Raw genomic sequence first — 15,284 nt, forward strand, 5'->3', positions numbered from 1 at the left:
GCGCCGGCCTTTTTTTGAGAACGACTCAGGCCACGAGCGGCATCAGCAGCATGCGCTCAGCCAGCTCCCGGCGGAATCCATCGAACGCCTGTGCAGCAGACTCTGCGCCGCGCGCCGTGTTCTGCAACCGGATGCCATCCACCTGCTGGATGCCCACCGTGGCAAACACGTAGCGCAAGTACGGCATGAGGAAATCCGTCTGCGCATGGTCGCCGTCAAAGTTGCCGCCCGATGCCGACACCACCAGCACCGAGCGATCCGCCAGCACGCCGACCTTCCCTTTTGGCGTCCGGCGGAACGTGCGCTCGGGCCGCACCACCAGGTCAATCCACGCCTTCAGCGACGACGGCACCGTGTAGTTGTGCACTGGCGTGGAGATCAGCACGGCATCCGCCGCCTCCAGTTCACCGATCAGCGTCTCGGACAACGCCAGTTCGGCATGATGTGCGTTCGTGCGATCTGCATCGGGCATCAGGCTGGCCTCGACGAAGGCGGCATCGGGATGTGGCAGCGGCGTTGCAGTAAGATCGCGCTCGATGATGCGCAGGCCCGAGGTGGCCTCGGCCAGTTGCGCGAGTACCAGATGCGCTGCGCGCCGGCTGTGCGATCGACCTTCTCTCGGGCTCACGGCCACATGCAGCAATGTCGTCATGCGGCACCCCCGGCCGGTATGTTGAACCCGAAACGCAGCGCACCGGCCAGCAGCCCATTGCGGTAGTAGAAGCGGTGGCCGAGCACGTTGGACAACGGTGTGTCCAGTACCAGCCGTACGCAGCCCAGGCGCTGCGCCGCGTCCTTCAGATAGTCCATCAGCAGGTTGCCCAGGCCACTGCTGCGCAGGTTGGCATTGGTCACCAGATCGTCAACGTACAGGAACGGTCCATAGACCAGGTTCTCCTGCACCCGGTACCCGGCCAACGCGACGGGCGTGCCGTCGCGCCAGACAGCGATGAGGCGATAGCCGTGCTCGATCTGCCGGCGCCAGCGTGTGACCAGTTCATCGACGTCGGCCAGATGCGGCCGCAACTGATGCATGACGGGAAAGCACGCACGCAGCGCGGCTTCGTCTTCAACGGGGCGGATGGTGTCCATGGTCATGCCTCCTGCGATGCAACCGGGGCGGTTGCGGGCACCGGCGGCGCAAAGCGCAACGACACGGCAATGCGGTTCCACGCCTGGATATTGGCGATGGCGGCCGTGAGGAAGGCCACCTCGGTCTTGGAGAACTGTTCACACACGGCGTCATACGCGTGGTCTTCCACACCGTGGTCGGTTGCCCGTGCCAGCGAGGTCAGTGCTTCTGTCCAGGCCAGCGCGGCGCGCTCGCGCGGGGTGAACACCGCCGGCGTATCGCGCCACACGGCAACCAGATCCAGCTTGGACGACGCCACCCCCAGCTTGCGCGACAGATTCAGGTGGAACTGCACGCAGAACGCGCAGCCATTGATTTGGGAGGCACGCACCTTGATGAGCTCGGTCAGCGGCTTTTCCAACCCGGAGGCGTCCACCGCCTTGCCAAGCGCCTGCAATGCAGCCGACACACCGCCGGCGGTTTCGACAAATTCCGAGTACTCCATGCGAGGCGAGAGATCGTGCATGTCCAACTCCTGTTTTGAGGGACGACGTTGTAAGAGTGTTAATATCAGTGCTCGAACATCATATTCGAACTCTGACATCATGAGCAAGCGCGCCCCTGCCACAAACGTGGGCAACGAGTTGGACACCCCCCTCATTCCCGAGCCCGGTCAGGGCAAACGCGGTGAAGAAGGCTATCTGGGCTACCTGCTGCGCCAGGCCAGCGCCGCGCACCGCCTGCGCATGGAACGCGCCATGACCGACGTTGGTGTCACGCTGCCGCAGTTCCTGGTGCTGACCATGATCCGCGCCTACCCCGGCGTCTCGAATGCCGACCTCGCCCGACTGGCCATGCTGACCCCGCAAACCGTGAGTGTGATCGTCGCCAACCTGGAACGCAGCGGCGCCATCACGCGCCGGCCGCATGCCGTGCACGGCCGCATCCAGCACATCGACGTGACGCCGGAAGGCTCAGCCGTGCTGGCCGCCTGCCGAAAGCGCTCCGGCGGCATTGAACGGGAGCTGCTCGAAGGCTTCACGCCCGAAGAAGAACAGGTCGTACGGCGCTGGCTGGTGCACGCGGCCATGGTGGGCAGCGACAAAGCCGCAACCTGAACGCCCTGCTCCTCAAACTTTTTTCGCCCTCGTCCTTGACTTCAGGACGGTCGCCACTATCATTCGATGTATCTTAAGATATATCGAATGATGTTTTGCAGGAGAGTGACGATGCACGGATGGTTTGGACGCCACCACAAAATGTGGATGGAAAAGCATTTCATGGTGATGGGCCGTCACGACCACGGCCGCGGTGGTTTTGGCCGTGGAATGGGCGGCATGGGTGGTTTCGGCGGCCCCGGCGGCTACGGTGAGGGCGACGACGAAGGCGGCAGCAGCCCCTGGCGCGGACGCCGGCTGAGCTCGGCCGATTTGCAGCTCGTGCTGCTGGCGTTGCTCAAGAGTGCCCCACGCCACGGCTATGAACTGATCAAGGCGGTGGAAGAGCACTCGCTGGGCTTCTATACGCCGAGCCCCGGCATGGTGTACCCGGCGCTGTCGTACCTGGAAGACCACGGCTTCGCCTCCGTAACGGCCGAGGGCAACAAGAAGCGCTACGGCATCACGCCCGAGGGCGTTGCCTGGCTGGCCGAGCGCCAGCACAGTGCAGACGCCATCCTCGCGCAACTGCGCGCCATGGGGGAACGCGTCAAGCGCATGAATGAAGCCATGGCGTTCGACCGCGAAACCGACGGCTCGGCCGAATGGGCCGACACCGGCAACGACCCGCTGCGCACCGCACGCTGGCGCCTGAAGTTCGCCATCATGGAAAAACGCTTCGCCTCGCGCGAAGAGCAACAACGCGTGGCAGACATCCTGCTGCGCGCCCTCAAGGAAATCACCGGAGAGCGCTGAACCGCGCGGCGCGGTCCGGGTGGCCTGTCGCCACCTGAGTTGCGCCCGTGCAGCCCATCACCCTCTTTTCCGCAGCCCAACTATGTTTGCCTTCTACCGCACACAAGGTCTCATGTCGCAGCTGCTTAGCCCCCTCAAACCCGCCACGCGCCGTGTGCGCGTGCACGCCATCCATACGTTGTCGCCCCGCATGCGCCGTGTGGTCTTTACCGGTGTCTCGCCGACCGACCTGACTGATCTGGCCGACATGTCGCCAGGCGCCGCGATCAAACTGATGTTTCCGCTCAACGCGAACGGAGCAGCCGATCGCATGCTGGGCCGCGCCTATACCATCCGCCGCTACCACGCCGAGCGCGCTGAACTGGAAGTCGATTTTGTCGTGCACGACGAGACGCCCGCGGCACAGCACGGCCCCGCCGCCCGCTGGCTGGAGCACGCCGCCCCCGGCGATGAAGTGGAATTTGCCGGCCCCAAGCGCGGCTTCCAGGTGAATCCCACTGCACCGTGGACGTTGCTGGTGGGCGATGAAACGGCGCTGCCGGCCATTTTCGCCATTCTGGAGAGCCTGCCCGAGCGCACGCCCGTCCATGCCTTTATCGCCATCAGCGATGCCCGTGCACGCTTGCCGCTTGAAGGTGCATTTGCCGGCCACCCGCGCAGCCATGACATCCACTGGGTCGAAGCTGATACGGCACACGCCGGCGCCATGGTGGTGGGTGCGCTGAGTGCGCAACAGCTGCCGACAGGCACGCCGCAAGTCTTCCTGGCAGGTGAGGCGTCGCTACTCAGGCAGGTGCGCACGTTGCTCGAAGGCACCTGGGCGGTGCCGCGCGACGCCATCGATGCCAAAGGCTACTGGACAGCCGGACTCACGCGCGAGCAGCGCAAGGCGCAAGAGCGCCTCTAAACCCATCTGACGTTCGGGCCGGTGCGGTCAAGCCGCGCCGCGCACCCAGTCACCCAGCACGCGCTGCCCATACAACAGCGCGGCATCCATTGCCTCACGCGGTGAGCCGAACGTGCACCCCGGCAGCACGGGCTGCGAGCCTGTCAGTGACGGCCCCTCCGCGCTGCGAAAGACCACATCGATCCGGGCCTCCCAGCCGCGCTCGCCCGCCGGGATCACCCGAGGGACGATCTCCACGTCTCCACAGATCTTGACCACCTTGCTCCTCCGTCTCCAACGGTTGCGCCCGCGTCGCCCTCAATTTAGCAATGGCTATGCCCGCCAAGGCCCGCTCTTGGCGGCGTGAGGTACCACCCGCCCATTTGATCTGGATCAATCCGCGTCACATTTCGGCCTTTAGCCTCGCGCCAGGCGTGCCGTTGCAAAGGAGGACTCCCGCCAATTTCAGCCGATTTCCGCCTACCTGCGCGCCCATCAGGCGCGGCACATCATGCGCAAGAACCTCCCGGTCACCCAAGCCGAAACCGCACTCGCCCCCACCGACTACCTCATCTCCCGCACCGACCTCAAAGGCCGCATCGTCTTCGCCAATCCGGCGTTCGTGCGCGTGAGCGGCTACACACAGGAAGAGCTGGTGGGCGCGCCGCACAACCTCGTGCGGCACCCCGACATGCCCGAGGCCGCCTTTGCGGACTTGTGGACCACGCTGCAAGCCGGCAAGCCGTGGCGCGGCTTCGTCAAGAACCGACGTAAGGACGGCGGCTTCTACTGGGTGCTCGCCAACGTCACGCCCGTGTTCCAGGGCAGCAACGTCGTCGGCTATACGTCCGTGCGCTCGATGGCCACGCCCTCGCAGATTGCGCGCGCGCAGCGTGCCTACGCGGCCATCAACGAAGGCGACACGTCGTACACCGTGCGCGCCGGACGCATCCTGCGCACGGGCTGGCGACGTGCCGTCAATCTGTTCCAGCGCGACAGCCTGCGCTTCAAGGTCATCGGGCTGCAAAGCCTGATTGCCGTGGCCATCCTGATCGGCACGCTATGGGCGCACATTGCGCTGGAAGCGGCGGACCTGCACAACGCCACATGGCTGGTACTCAGCCGTGACTGGCTGTGGCTCACCGGTGTGGGCTGCGCGGGGCTGGCGACCATGTCGGGCGTGTTGCTCGCGCGCACGCTCATCCGCCCGCTGGAAGAAGCGGCCACGCTGGCCACGCGCCTGGCCGCGGGCGACCTGACCACCACGGTAGAAGTCCGCTCCAACGATGAGTTGGGCGAGGTCATGCGCGCCATGGGCACCATGCGCGCGAGCCTGTCGTCCATCGTGCGCGACATCCAGGACGGCGCCACCAACGTCGCCCACAGCACGCTGCAGATTTCCGCCGGCAACCATGACCTGTCGGCCCGCACCGAGCAGCAGGCCGCCGCGCTGGAAGAAACCGCGTCAAGCATGGAAGAGCTCACGTCCATGGTTGCGCAGAATGCCGATCACGCGCGCGAAGCCAGCGCGCTGGCTGAACAGGCGTCTCACATCGCCGCCGACGGGGGGCAAGTCGTGCAGCGCGTCGTGCAGACCATGGACGCCATCCGCGCTGACAGCCAGCGCGTGACCGAGATCATCGCCACCATTGAGAGCATCGCCTTCCAGACCAACATCCTCGCGCTCAATGCCGCAGTGGAAGCCGCCCGCGCGGGTGAAGAAGGCCGCGGCTTTGCCGTGGTGGCCGGCGAGGTGCGCAGCCTCGCGCAACGCAGTGCGCAGGCCGCCGCACAGAGCAAGGAGATTATTCGCGCGTCGGATCAGTCCGTGCGCGATGGCGTGGCACTGGTGCACCAGGCCGGCGCCACCATGACGCAGATCGTGCAATCGGTGCAAACCGTCACGCAGCTCATGTCGGAAATCTCGGCCAGCTCGCGCGAGCAAAGCAGCGGCATTGCGCAGATCAACGACTCGGTCTCACAGCTTGATGGGGTGACGCAGCAGAACGCCACGCTGGTGGAAGAAGCCGCGGCAGCCACCTCGGTGCTGGCACGGCAATCGGAAGATCTGAAGCACGCGGTGGCGGTATTCCGCGCGTGATGGCAGTGCGGGCGCACCTTGCGTGCGCCCTGCCCGGCTAGACCGTGAAGCGCGTATCGCGCTCCAGCAGCGCTGCCACCGCATCCGGCAGCAGTGGCTCGCTGAAATAGTAGCCCTGCAGCACGTCGCACTGGTGCGACGTCAGGAAGGCAGCCTGCGCGGGGTCTTCCACACCTTCCGCACACACCTTCACACCCAGATTGTGGGCAAGCACCACCACAGTCGTGCAGATGGCGGCGTCGTTGGAATCGCGGTCGATGTCCTTGACGAAAGCGCGGTCGATCTTGATCAGGTCGATCGGCAAACGCTTCAGATACGCCAGGCTCGAATATCCAGTACCGAAATCATCGATGGCGATGCGCACGCCAAGCTGGCGGATGGCCGTCAGGTCTTCAATGGTGCGCTCGGTGCCTTCCATCAGCATCGACTCGGTCACCTCCAGCTCCAGAAAGCCCGAGCCCAGACCATACTGGCGCTGCAGCTTGAGCAGCGTCGGCAGCACGGTGCCGCGCTTGAACTGCAGCGGCGACACGTTCACGGCAATCGTCAGATCATCGGCCAGGCCACGTGCATGCCATTCAGCGCGCTGGTGTGCAGCCTCGGCCAGCACCCAATTGCCGATGTCGACGATCAGACCGCTCTCTTCGGCCACCGGAATAAACGCCGCCGGCGGCAGCAGCCCGCGCGTCGGGTGAATCCAGCGGATCAGCGCTTCCAGCCCGCACACGCGGCCGGTCTTGGTGTCGATCTGCGGCTGATACAGCAGGCGGAACTGGCCCTGCTCCAGCGCAGCCCGGATCTGGTGTTCCAGATTCAAGCGGTACGACACACCGATGTCCATCTCGGGTGCGAAAAACTCCAACCGGTTGCGGCCGTTCTGCTTGGCGTAGTACATCGCCATCTCGGCATGGCGGATGAGGGTGTCGGCATCCGTGCCGTGCGTGGGGTACTCCGCCACGCCAATGCTCGCCGTCACGAACACCTCGTGCCCTTCGACACGAATCGGTTCGGCAAACAGGTCGAAGCCGAAATCCACACCGCGCGAGCCCGCATGCGAGACCACCAGCGCAAACACGTCACCGCCAAAGCGCGCCACGGTGTCGACCGTGTCGGCTGCATCGCGCAGGCGCTCGGCCACGCGGCGCAGCACCTCGTCGCCCAGCAGATGACCCAGGCTGTCGTTGATGACCTTGAAGCGGTCGATATTGACCAGCGCCACATAGAAGCGGCTGCGCTGGCGCGCGGCCATCTCTACCGACTGCTGCACGCGGTCGGCCAGCAGCGTGCGGTTGGGCAGGCCCGTGAGCGGGTCGACCGTGGCGTGCTGCGCCAGGCGCGCGCGCGTCATCTCCTGCTCGGTCACGTCGTCCTGAATGCCAACGTAGTGCGTGACCGCGCCCTTGGCATCACGCACGGGCGAGAGCAGGAAGTTGTTCAGGAACGCGTGGCCATCCTTGCGGAAGTTGCGCAACAGCACGCGAATCTCGCTGGCATCCCGCAGGGCGGTGCGCACCTCGTTCAACGCCGGCTGCCCCGGCTCGGACGAATGCAGGAAGCGGCAGTTGCGGCCAAGCACCTCTTCGGCGCGGTAGCCGGTCATGCGCTCGAAACCGGGGTTCACGTAGACCAGCGGCATGTCCGGTTGCTGTGCGTCCGCCACGGCAATACCCGAGGGCACCGATTCGACCACGCGGCGCAGCAGGCGCAGCTGCTCGTCGGAGTCGCGGCGCTCGGTGATGTCTTGCATGGTGCCGAAGAGCGCCACGACCTCGTCGCGTTCATTGCGCTCGATGTTGCCGCGTGAGAGCACCCAGCGGTGCTCGCCGTCACGGCGGATCATCTCCAGCTCCAGCGAATACGGTTCGCCTTCGGTCACCGCATGGCTGGCGGCTTCGCGCAGGCGGTTGAAGCTGTCGGCGGTAAAGAACTGCGATTGCTGCGCAAAGGTGGGCGGCACCCCCGCCGGCACGCCGGTCAACACGTACATGCCGGAAGACCACGTAGTGGAATCCCGCAGCACGTCCCAGCGCCAGCTGCCGAGTTGCGCGATCTGCTCGGCCACGCTCAGGTTGGCCTCGCTCGCTCGCAGCTCCTGCTCCATGGCCGAGCGCTGCGAGATATCGCTCACGCCGCCCACCATGCGCACGGCACGGCCATCCTTGCCGCGATAGATGCTGGCGCGGATCTCCACGGTGCGCGTGGCGCGGTTGGCGTCAATCACGCGGCAAACGCGGTGCCAGCTGTCCTGATCCGAATGCAGTACTGCACGCAGTTGCTGGCCGAACGCGTCCACATCGTCCGGATGCACAAATTGGTGGAAGGTCAGCGTGCGCGAGGTGCCGCCGCCCATGCCGTCGTCCTCGCCCGGGCCGAGCAGCGCGTCGCTGCCCAGCAGCCGGTGCAGACTGGCGTTGGCCCAGGACTCTCCGGTAGCGATGTCCCAGTCGAAAATCCAGTCGTTGGTGGCACGTGCCACACGCTGGAAACGTTCGGTCAGGCGATGCACGGTGGCATCGTGGCGCTGGATGGCGGCGCGCATTTCGTTGAAGGTGCGCTCGAGTAACGACAGCTCATCGCGCGTGGTGCCCTGCTCGGCCACCCGGGCGGAGAAGTCGCCCGCTGCGTAGTGACGCGCCGCATTCACCAACGCATCGACGCGCGGCAGCACCAGCCGCCGCATCGCCATCTGGATCAACGCCAGCAGCAGCACGATCATCAACAGGATGGCGCCGCCGCCGGCCAGGGCGATATCACGCTGCTGGCGAATAATGTCGGTCGCGTCCACCCCTCGCACGATGCGCAGGCGCCCGGCGGCGGCATGCGGCACCACCATGGCTGCATAGGCGCGGCGCACGCCGTCGGCGTCGTCTACCAGTACGGAGTCGCCCGGCTGCTGGCCAGCCATGGCCACGAGCGTTCCCTTTGCAATCGTGGGGGCCTGCCCAGGCGTCATCGTGGCGTTGATCGACAGCACGTTGCCGGACGCGTCGATCAGGTAGACCGGCGCCTCCGGCATACCACCGGAGGCTGCTGAAATCAGGGCACTCTGCCGCACGGCAGCATAGGCCACACCCCGGATGGCGCCATCGCTGGCCACCATCGGCCGCGCCGAAACGATCACGGCCTGGTTGGACGCCTTCCCGATGACGAATGTCGATAGCGCCGGCTGGCCAGTCGCCAGGATCTCGTGCACATATTCACGATCCGACACATCGATCCCGAGATTGGCCGGATCGGGCGTGCACACCAGCTTGCCATGCGCGTCGATCACGCCAAGGTTGGAAAGCTCGCTCTGGTTATGGAAGACGCGGTTGACGAAGCGGCTGCATTCCTGCTGGTCCATGCGCAGCGCCGAATCGTCGGCCACCAGCACGGAGAGCAGTTCGTTGGCATTGGACAGCACCATCCCGACACGCGCGGCGGCGGACTCGGTTTCGTGGGTCAGGCGCTGGGCAAGATGGTCGTTGAGCCGGTCACGGTAGAGCGCCACGCCGGCAATCGCCACGATGATGGCCGGCAAGGCGGCCACCGCAGCCAGTGCAAGCAAACGGCCGCGCAGCGTGGAGGGAAAAAAAGCGTGCTTCGGCACTTGAATGACCGGTAGAGCCTTGGTGTGGAGAGCGGATGCACTCTGCGGCTGCACCTCAGTGACTACACGACATGCGGCTCAGAGGCCGTACGCCAAGGCACACGATGCAGTTGCGGCATCGTGCCGGCTGACGGCTGACGCAGTGCGCAAGCATTTTGCTTGCAATTCCTATCGCACGCAACTTGTGGAAAGTGTGTACGCAACTGTTGCAATCTAGGCGGTTTTATTGACGTTTCGGGGTTTCCACGGCGCCAACTCGCTCTAAAATCCGGGCACATGCCAAACACACCCCCGCCTACCGCCCCACGCCGCCTGTTGTTCCGCCTACTGCCGGGCGTGGTGTTCGCCGCGCTGGTGCCGTTTGCGGGGTTGATTGGGGTGACCGTCTCCACGGTTTACGACGACACACGACAGGAGATCGACAACCGCCTGGACCAGGCGATGTCGCAAGCGGCCCGCCCGATCGACGCGCGGCTGGCCGGCATCATCGACCGCCTCTCTGCCGCCGCCGAGGGCGTCAGCGACCTGCGCAAGCCAGCCGACGGCCAGGCCTGGCTCGACACCCACCCCGACCTGCGCGGCGCGTTTGACAACGTCCTGGTGGTCGGCGCCGACGGCACCATCCTGGCCGACGCGCCAGCGCTGCCAGAACGACGCGGCGACAACATGGCCGACCACCCCATCTTCAAGACCGTGCGAGACACACACCGGCTCTACATGCCCGAGCCGTTCCTGGCGCCGGCGGGCAAGCGCCCGGTGGCCTCGTTTGCGGTACCGCTGCATGGCAACGGCAGTAACTTTGCGGGGCTGGTGATCGGCTCAATCGAGCTGTCGCGCAATCCGATGCTCGCCGATCTGGAAGCCGTCCGGATGGGGCGCACCGGGCGTCTGGTGGTGGTGTCGGAAGGAGGCAAATATATTGTCGCGCCGGATCGCTCGCGCCTGCTGCAGCAAGCGCCGGATCTGGCCGCCCTGCCCACTTCTGCGCGTTCGCTCGCGCAGGGCTGGAGCCAGGGCGCTGAATTCACCCCGCCGGGGCACGCACCCGTCATCGTCGGCTATCGCCGGCTGAATGCCGTGCCCTGGAGCGTGGGTGTCTGGTGGCCAGCGCAGGAGGCCTACGCTGGCGCGGCACGTACGACGCGTACGCTCATCGCCGCCGGCATCGCCTTTGGGGCCGTCTGCCTGCTGTTCGCCTGGTTCTGGATCGAGCGCGCGGTCAGCCCGCTGGAGCGGCTGCGCCACGAGGTGGAAGGCGGCTTGCCAATCCATCCGGTTGCGCCCGCCTCCGGCCGCCCCCCCTTGCACGATGCCCACTCGCCCGGCCCGCTCACGCGCCTGGGCGAATTGGCGGACGCAAAGGTCTCCACGTTCGACCCGGCCACCGAGGTAGGCGCGCTAGCCGTGCGTGTCGGCCACCTCGCCAGGTATTGGGACCAGGCGCTGGAGGTCAGCGAGCAGGACGTCGCATTCTTCCGCGGGTTGGCCGAGCAGGCCCCGGTCGGGCTGGCGTTTCTGGATCGCGCGCTGTCGGTGCCGTTTGCCAACGTGCGTTTCGAACGGTTGCTGGGCACGAGCGCACAGGCCATCAGCCTGGCGTTGCAGGCCAAGGCAGGGGACCCGGTTTCGCCCGCGGCGCAGGCCGTGGCCACCGCGCTTGCCCATCTGCCACGCGCGCCGCTGGTGCTGGCGGATCAGCCGGTGGTGATCACCACGGGGCAAGGTGCAGGTATTGGCGCGGTGCTGCTGACGGCACGCCCCATCGGCGGGGCGGGTGCACCGCTGGCCGGGTGGATCGTCGCCGTGGTCGATAGCACGCGCGAGCAACGCGCCAAGGAAGCGCTCGAACAAGAGGTACGCGCCGCGCTGCTGGTGCTCGACGCCATTCAGGAGCCGCTGCTCACGATCGACGGCGACGGCATCGTCACCCACGCCAGCCGTGCCATTGAAACGCTTGTCGGCACGCACCCTGCGCGCGCAGTCGGCCAATCGATCAACCGCCTGCTACACCTGATGGAGCACGACAGCGGCAGGCGCGTCATCCCCACACAACTGCTGCGCTCGGGCGGTACGCTCTCGGGCAGCCTGCGGCTGGAGCGCCACGATGGGCGCCAGCACGATGTGGAGCTGTCATGGGGCCCGCTGCCGGGCACGTCGGGCAGCGGCGTACTGGTGCTGCGCGATGTGTCGGCCACGCGCGAGACCGTGCAGCGCATCTCCTGGGACGCCACGCACGATGTGCTGACCGGCCTGCTAAACCGCCGCGGCTTTGATGCGACCCTGCGCGCGCAGGTCGAAGCCCACCGTGGCGGCAACCCCGTCACGCGTGCCCCACTGGCGCTCATCATGATCGACCTGGACGGTTTCAAGATCATCAACGACCGCTACGGCCATCCCGCCGGCGACGACGTGCTGCGCGGCGTAGCGGAGCTGGTCGTGCAGAACACGCGCACGCAGGACTATGTGGCCCGCTTGGGCGGCGACGAGTTCGCGATCATCCTGCCCAATTGCGACATGCAGGCTGCCGTCACGTTTGCCGACCGCATCCGCGCGGCACTGGCACGGCAGCCGCTGCTGGCTGCCGGGGCGCGGGCAGAGATTGCGCTCTCACAGGGTGTGGTGGAATTGCAGGCAGATGACGTGGATGTCGGTGCCTTCCTGGCGCGCGCAGATGCCGCCTGCTACCGCGCCAAGAGCGAAGGCCGCGGCACGATTGCCAGCGACTGAGTCACCCTGCATTTGACACGTACCAAAGAAAAAACCACCGGATAGCGGTATCCGGTGGCTTCAAGAATACGCTTTGAACGGGGAAGTTCAGCGCACTTGAAGCATAGGCAATGACCCCCATCCGGCCAATACCCAGGATAGGGTAATTTGGCAAAAACCCGGTCCCAGCAGCGGTTTTGCGCGCACCCCGGCTTTTTTTGTGCCTTCAACGCAACGCCCCTTCCTCCGCGTTAATCCCTCGTCCGAAATAACCATCCCGGCGACCCCGTGCCGCAGCCCTTCACACGTGATGTTGCGATATAATGAAAACGATTCGCATTTACGCAATATCAAGCTAACGACTAGGCACGATGCGGCTTTCCGAGCTTTCCCGCCGGGCGACGGCGGTGGTGGATCACGTTGAAGACCGTGAGCCCGCCGATCCCATCAGCCAACGCCTGCGCGAACTCGGGTTCGTCACGGGCGAAGTGGTGCGCGTGGTGGCCGTGGGCCCGTTCGGCGGTGACCCGCTGGTCGTGCAGGTCGGCTTCACGCGCTTTGCGTTACGCCGCCAAGAGGCCGCGCGCGTTCGCGTACGCGCTGAAGCAGCCACGCAACCCGCCGCTCCGGCTGCGAATGTCACAACAACGGCCACCGAGACGGCCCCGCCCGCGCAGGTGCGCGAGGCGGCGTAGCCCGCCGCCGACACTTTCCGGCCCCGCTTATCCGGTCTTCATGCAGATGCACGCTTCTCCCGCCTCCTCTTCCTCGCCGGCATTGCGCGTTGCCCTGGTCGGCAATCCCAATTGCGGCAAGACCGCGCTGTTCAACCTGCTGACCGGCAGCCGCCAGAAGGTGGCCAACTATGCGGGCGTGACGGTCGAGCGCAAGGAAGGCCGCTTCACCGCACCGTCGGGCCGGCACGTGCAGATTCTCGACCTGCCCGGCGCCTACAGCCTGGTCGCCACCAGCCCCGACGAAGCCATCACGCGCGATATCTGCCTGGGCACGTTCCGTGGCGAGCCGCGCCCCGACATGTTGATCTGCGTGGTGGATGCCACCAACCTACGCCTGCACCTGCGCTTCGTGCTTGAGCTGCAACGCCTGGGCCTGCCGATGGTGCTGGCACTGAACATGGTGGATGCGGCCGAACGGCGCGGCATCCGCATCGACCGCGCCAAGCTGGAAGCCGCGCTGGGTGTGCCAGTGGTGCAGACCGTGGCCATCAAGCGCAATGGCGCAGCCGACCTCGTCACGCATATCGATCATGAACAATTGCCGGCCGTGCCGGCAGGGCTGCCGGCCGGTGCCGACCCGCATGTCGAGGTCAAGCGCCTGCTGGACGCTGCCGTCAGCATGCCGCGCAGCACCGCCGAGCTGGACGACCGGCTCGACCGCATCGTGCTGCATCCGGTGCTGGGCCTGCTGTTGCTGTCCGTGCTGATGTTCTTCATGTTCCAGGCAGTGTTCTCCTGGGCGCAACCGCTCATGGACGGCATTCAAGGCGCAGTGGAAGCCGTGGGCGTGTGGGTCGGCACGGTCATGCCCGACGGCATGCTCAAGAGCTTGCTGGTCAACGGCATCATCGCGGGCACGGGCAGCGTATTGGTGTTCCTGCCGCAGATCCTGATTCTGTTCCTCTTCATCCTGTCGCTGGAAGAATCCGGCTATCTGCCGCGCGCTGCTTTCCTGCTCGACCGGTTGATGGCGGGTGCCGGGCTGTCGGGGCGCTCGTTCATTCCGCTGCTCTCCAGCTTTGCCTGTGCGATCCCCGGCGTGATGGCCACGCGCACGATCCAGGACCCGCGCGACCGGCTGGTGACGATTCTCGTGGCACCGCTGATGACGTGTTCGGCGCGGCTGCCGGTGTATGCGCTGCTGATTGGTGCGTTCATTCCGGTGCGACAGGTGTGGGGCGTGTTCAACCTGCAGGGGCTGGTGCTGTTCGGGCTGTACATGGCCGGCATCGTCTCGGCGTTGATCGTGGCGTACGTGCTCAAGTACCTCAAGCGCGATCGCAACGAGCACCCGCTCATCCTGGAGCTGCCGTCGTATCGCCTGCCCAGCGTGCGCAACCTGATCGTCGGCTTGATCGAGCGTGCGCGCATCTTCCTGCGCCGCATCGGCACGGTCATCCTGAAGATGATGGTGGTGCTGTGGTTCCTGTCGACATTCCCGTCGCCGCCCGCCAACGCCACCTTGCCCGCCATCGACTACAGCTTTGCCGGCATGATCGGCCGCGCACTGGAAGTCGTGTTCGCACCGATCGGCTTCACGTGGCAGATGTGCATTGCGCTGATTCCGGGCATGGCCGCCCGTGAAGTGGCCGTGGGTGCGCTGGCAACGGTGTACTCGCTGTCGGCCACGCATGAGGATGCGGCTGCGCAACTGGCGCCAATCATCGCGCAGCAATGGTCGCTGGCGACGGCACTGGCCTTCCTGGCGTGGTACGTGTACGCGCCGCAATGCATCTCGACGCTGGCCACCATCCGCCGCGAGACCAATTCGTGGAAGGTGATGGCAGGCACGGCCGGTTATCTCTTCGCGCTGGCCTACCTGGCCGCTTTCGCCACCTACCAGATCGCACGGGTGCTGACATGAGCGTGTATCACATTGTCGAAACCGGCGTCGTCGCCACGGTCGTGGCGCTGAGCGCGTTGTCGCTGACGGGCCGTTATGCGCCCGCCACGCGCGCCCGCACGATGGCGCGTGTGGCTGGCTGGTGTGATCGCCCCTCCCGGCCGAGCTGGATGCGCGCCTTCGGGCAGCGTCTGCTCACGCCGGGCGAGTCGCCGTCGTGCCACTCCGATCCGCTCTCAGGCAGTGCATGCGGCAGTGGCTGCAGCGGTTGCTCTTCGGGCGAATCGTCATCGTCTGCTGCGGTTGAACAGCCAATCCACTTCATGCGCCGTAAATAGCCGCCGACGCAACGTCACAACACCTACGGGCTCGCACCATGCGGGCCCGTTTTATTTTTGCGGGGTGCAGGCGTAGACTGGTCCTAACCTGAACGGGGG

13 protein-coding genes are annotated in these 15,284 nt (G+C 65.8%); 8 read left to right on the forward strand and 5 right to left on the reverse strand.

Annotation, left to right across the window (positions count from 1 at the left end):
* Positions 1-25 precede the first annotated feature (25 nt).
* From ACS13N_RS20125 to ACS13N_RS20135, 3 genes are read right to left on the reverse strand one after another with little or no spacing between them, the layout of a single operon-like run.
* Positions 26-652, reverse strand: a complete 627-nt coding sequence (locus ACS13N_RS20125; protein ID WP_438933378.1) for an FMN-dependent NADH-azoreductase — start codon at positions 650-652, stop codon at positions 26-28.
* Positions 649-1,098 (reverse strand): GNAT family N-acetyltransferase, encoded by a 450-nt coding sequence (locus tag ACS13N_RS20130; protein ID WP_438933379.1) that lies wholly within the window; start codon positions 1,096-1,098, stop codon positions 649-651. The genes ACS13N_RS20125 and ACS13N_RS20130 overlap by 4 nt, the downstream gene beginning before the upstream one ends.
* Positions 1,095-1,598: a carboxymuconolactone decarboxylase family protein gene (locus ACS13N_RS20135; protein WP_438933380.1), complete on the reverse strand. Its 504-nt coding sequence runs from the start codon at positions 1,596-1,598 to the stop codon at positions 1,095-1,097. Before ACS13N_RS20135 ends, ACS13N_RS20130 begins: the two co-directional genes overlap by 4 nt.
* 79 nt (positions 1,599-1,677) lie before the next feature.
* Between ACS13N_RS20135 and ACS13N_RS20140 the strand changes: the two genes are divergently transcribed.
* From ACS13N_RS20140 to ACS13N_RS20150, 3 genes are all read left to right on the forward strand, one after another.
* A complete protein-coding gene (locus tag ACS13N_RS20140) occupies positions 1,678-2,190 on the forward strand; it encodes a MarR family winged helix-turn-helix transcriptional regulator (protein WP_438933381.1) in 513 nt (170 codons plus the stop codon).
* Positions 2,191-2,301: 111 nt separating this feature from the next.
* Positions 2,302-2,985 carry a PadR family transcriptional regulator gene (locus ACS13N_RS20145; RefSeq protein WP_438933382.1) on the forward strand — a complete coding sequence of 228 codons (684 nt, stop codon included), beginning with the start codon at positions 2,302-2,304 and terminating at the stop codon, positions 2,983-2,985.
* An 82-nt stretch (positions 2,986-3,067) separates the two neighbouring features.
* On the forward strand, positions 3,068-3,892 hold the full coding sequence (locus tag ACS13N_RS20150) for a siderophore-interacting protein (RefSeq protein WP_438933383.1): 825 nt from the start codon (positions 3,068-3,070) through the stop codon (positions 3,890-3,892).
* 27 nt (positions 3,893-3,919) lie between these two features.
* On the opposite strand, the gene ACS13N_RS20155 is transcribed toward ACS13N_RS20150, so the two are convergent.
* Entirely contained in the window at positions 3,920-4,150 is a 231-nt protein-coding gene (locus ACS13N_RS20155) for a hypothetical protein (protein ID WP_039600801.1), read from the reverse strand.
* A gap of 232 nt (positions 4,151-4,382) precedes the next feature.
* On the opposite strand from ACS13N_RS20155, the gene ACS13N_RS20160 reads away from it, so the two are divergent.
* The gene (locus tag ACS13N_RS20160; protein ID WP_438933384.1) at positions 4,383-5,972 is read left to right on the forward strand and encodes a methyl-accepting chemotaxis protein; all 1,590 of its coding nucleotides are present in this window, start codon (positions 4,383-4,385) and stop codon (positions 5,970-5,972) included.
* Positions 5,973-6,009: 37 nt separating this feature from the next.
* Here the strand turns inward: ACS13N_RS20160 and ACS13N_RS20165 are convergent, their stop codons facing one another.
* Positions 6,010-9,561, reverse strand: coding sequence for an EAL domain-containing protein (locus ACS13N_RS20165; RefSeq protein ID WP_438933385.1), 3,552 nt, complete (start codon positions 9,559-9,561; stop codon positions 6,010-6,012).
* Between the two features lie 276 nt (positions 9,562-9,837).
* On the opposite strand from ACS13N_RS20165, the gene ACS13N_RS20170 reads away from it, so the two are divergent.
* The 4 genes from ACS13N_RS20170 to ACS13N_RS20185 all read left to right on the forward strand — a co-directional run bounded on the left by ACS13N_RS20170 (position 9,838) and on the right by ACS13N_RS20185 (position 15,185).
* The gene (locus tag ACS13N_RS20170; protein ID WP_438933386.1) at positions 9,838-12,288 is read left to right on the forward strand and encodes a sensor domain-containing diguanylate cyclase; all 2,451 of its coding nucleotides are present in this window, start codon (positions 9,838-9,840) and stop codon (positions 12,286-12,288) included.
* A 350-nt stretch (positions 12,289-12,638) separates the two neighbouring features.
* Positions 12,639-12,962 carry a FeoA family protein gene (locus ACS13N_RS20175; protein WP_039597926.1) on the forward strand — a complete coding sequence of 108 codons (324 nt, stop codon included), beginning with the start codon at positions 12,639-12,641 and terminating at the stop codon, positions 12,960-12,962.
* Positions 12,963-13,002: 40 nt separating this feature from the next.
* Positions 13,003-14,868, forward strand: a complete 1,866-nt coding sequence (gene feoB, locus ACS13N_RS20180; RefSeq protein WP_438933387.1) for a ferrous iron transport protein B — start codon at positions 13,003-13,005, stop codon at positions 14,866-14,868.
* On the forward strand, positions 14,865-15,185 hold the full coding sequence (locus tag ACS13N_RS20185) for a DUF6587 family protein (RefSeq protein ID WP_438933388.1): 321 nt from the start codon (positions 14,865-14,867) through the stop codon (positions 15,183-15,185). The genes feoB and ACS13N_RS20185 overlap by 4 nt, the downstream gene beginning before the upstream one ends.
* Positions 15,186-15,284: the final 99 nt, after the last annotated feature.

This window comes from Ralstonia sp. 24A2 (assembly GCF_051783885.1).
Taxonomy (GTDB): domain Bacteria; phylum Pseudomonadota; class Gammaproteobacteria; order Burkholderiales; family Burkholderiaceae; genus Ralstonia.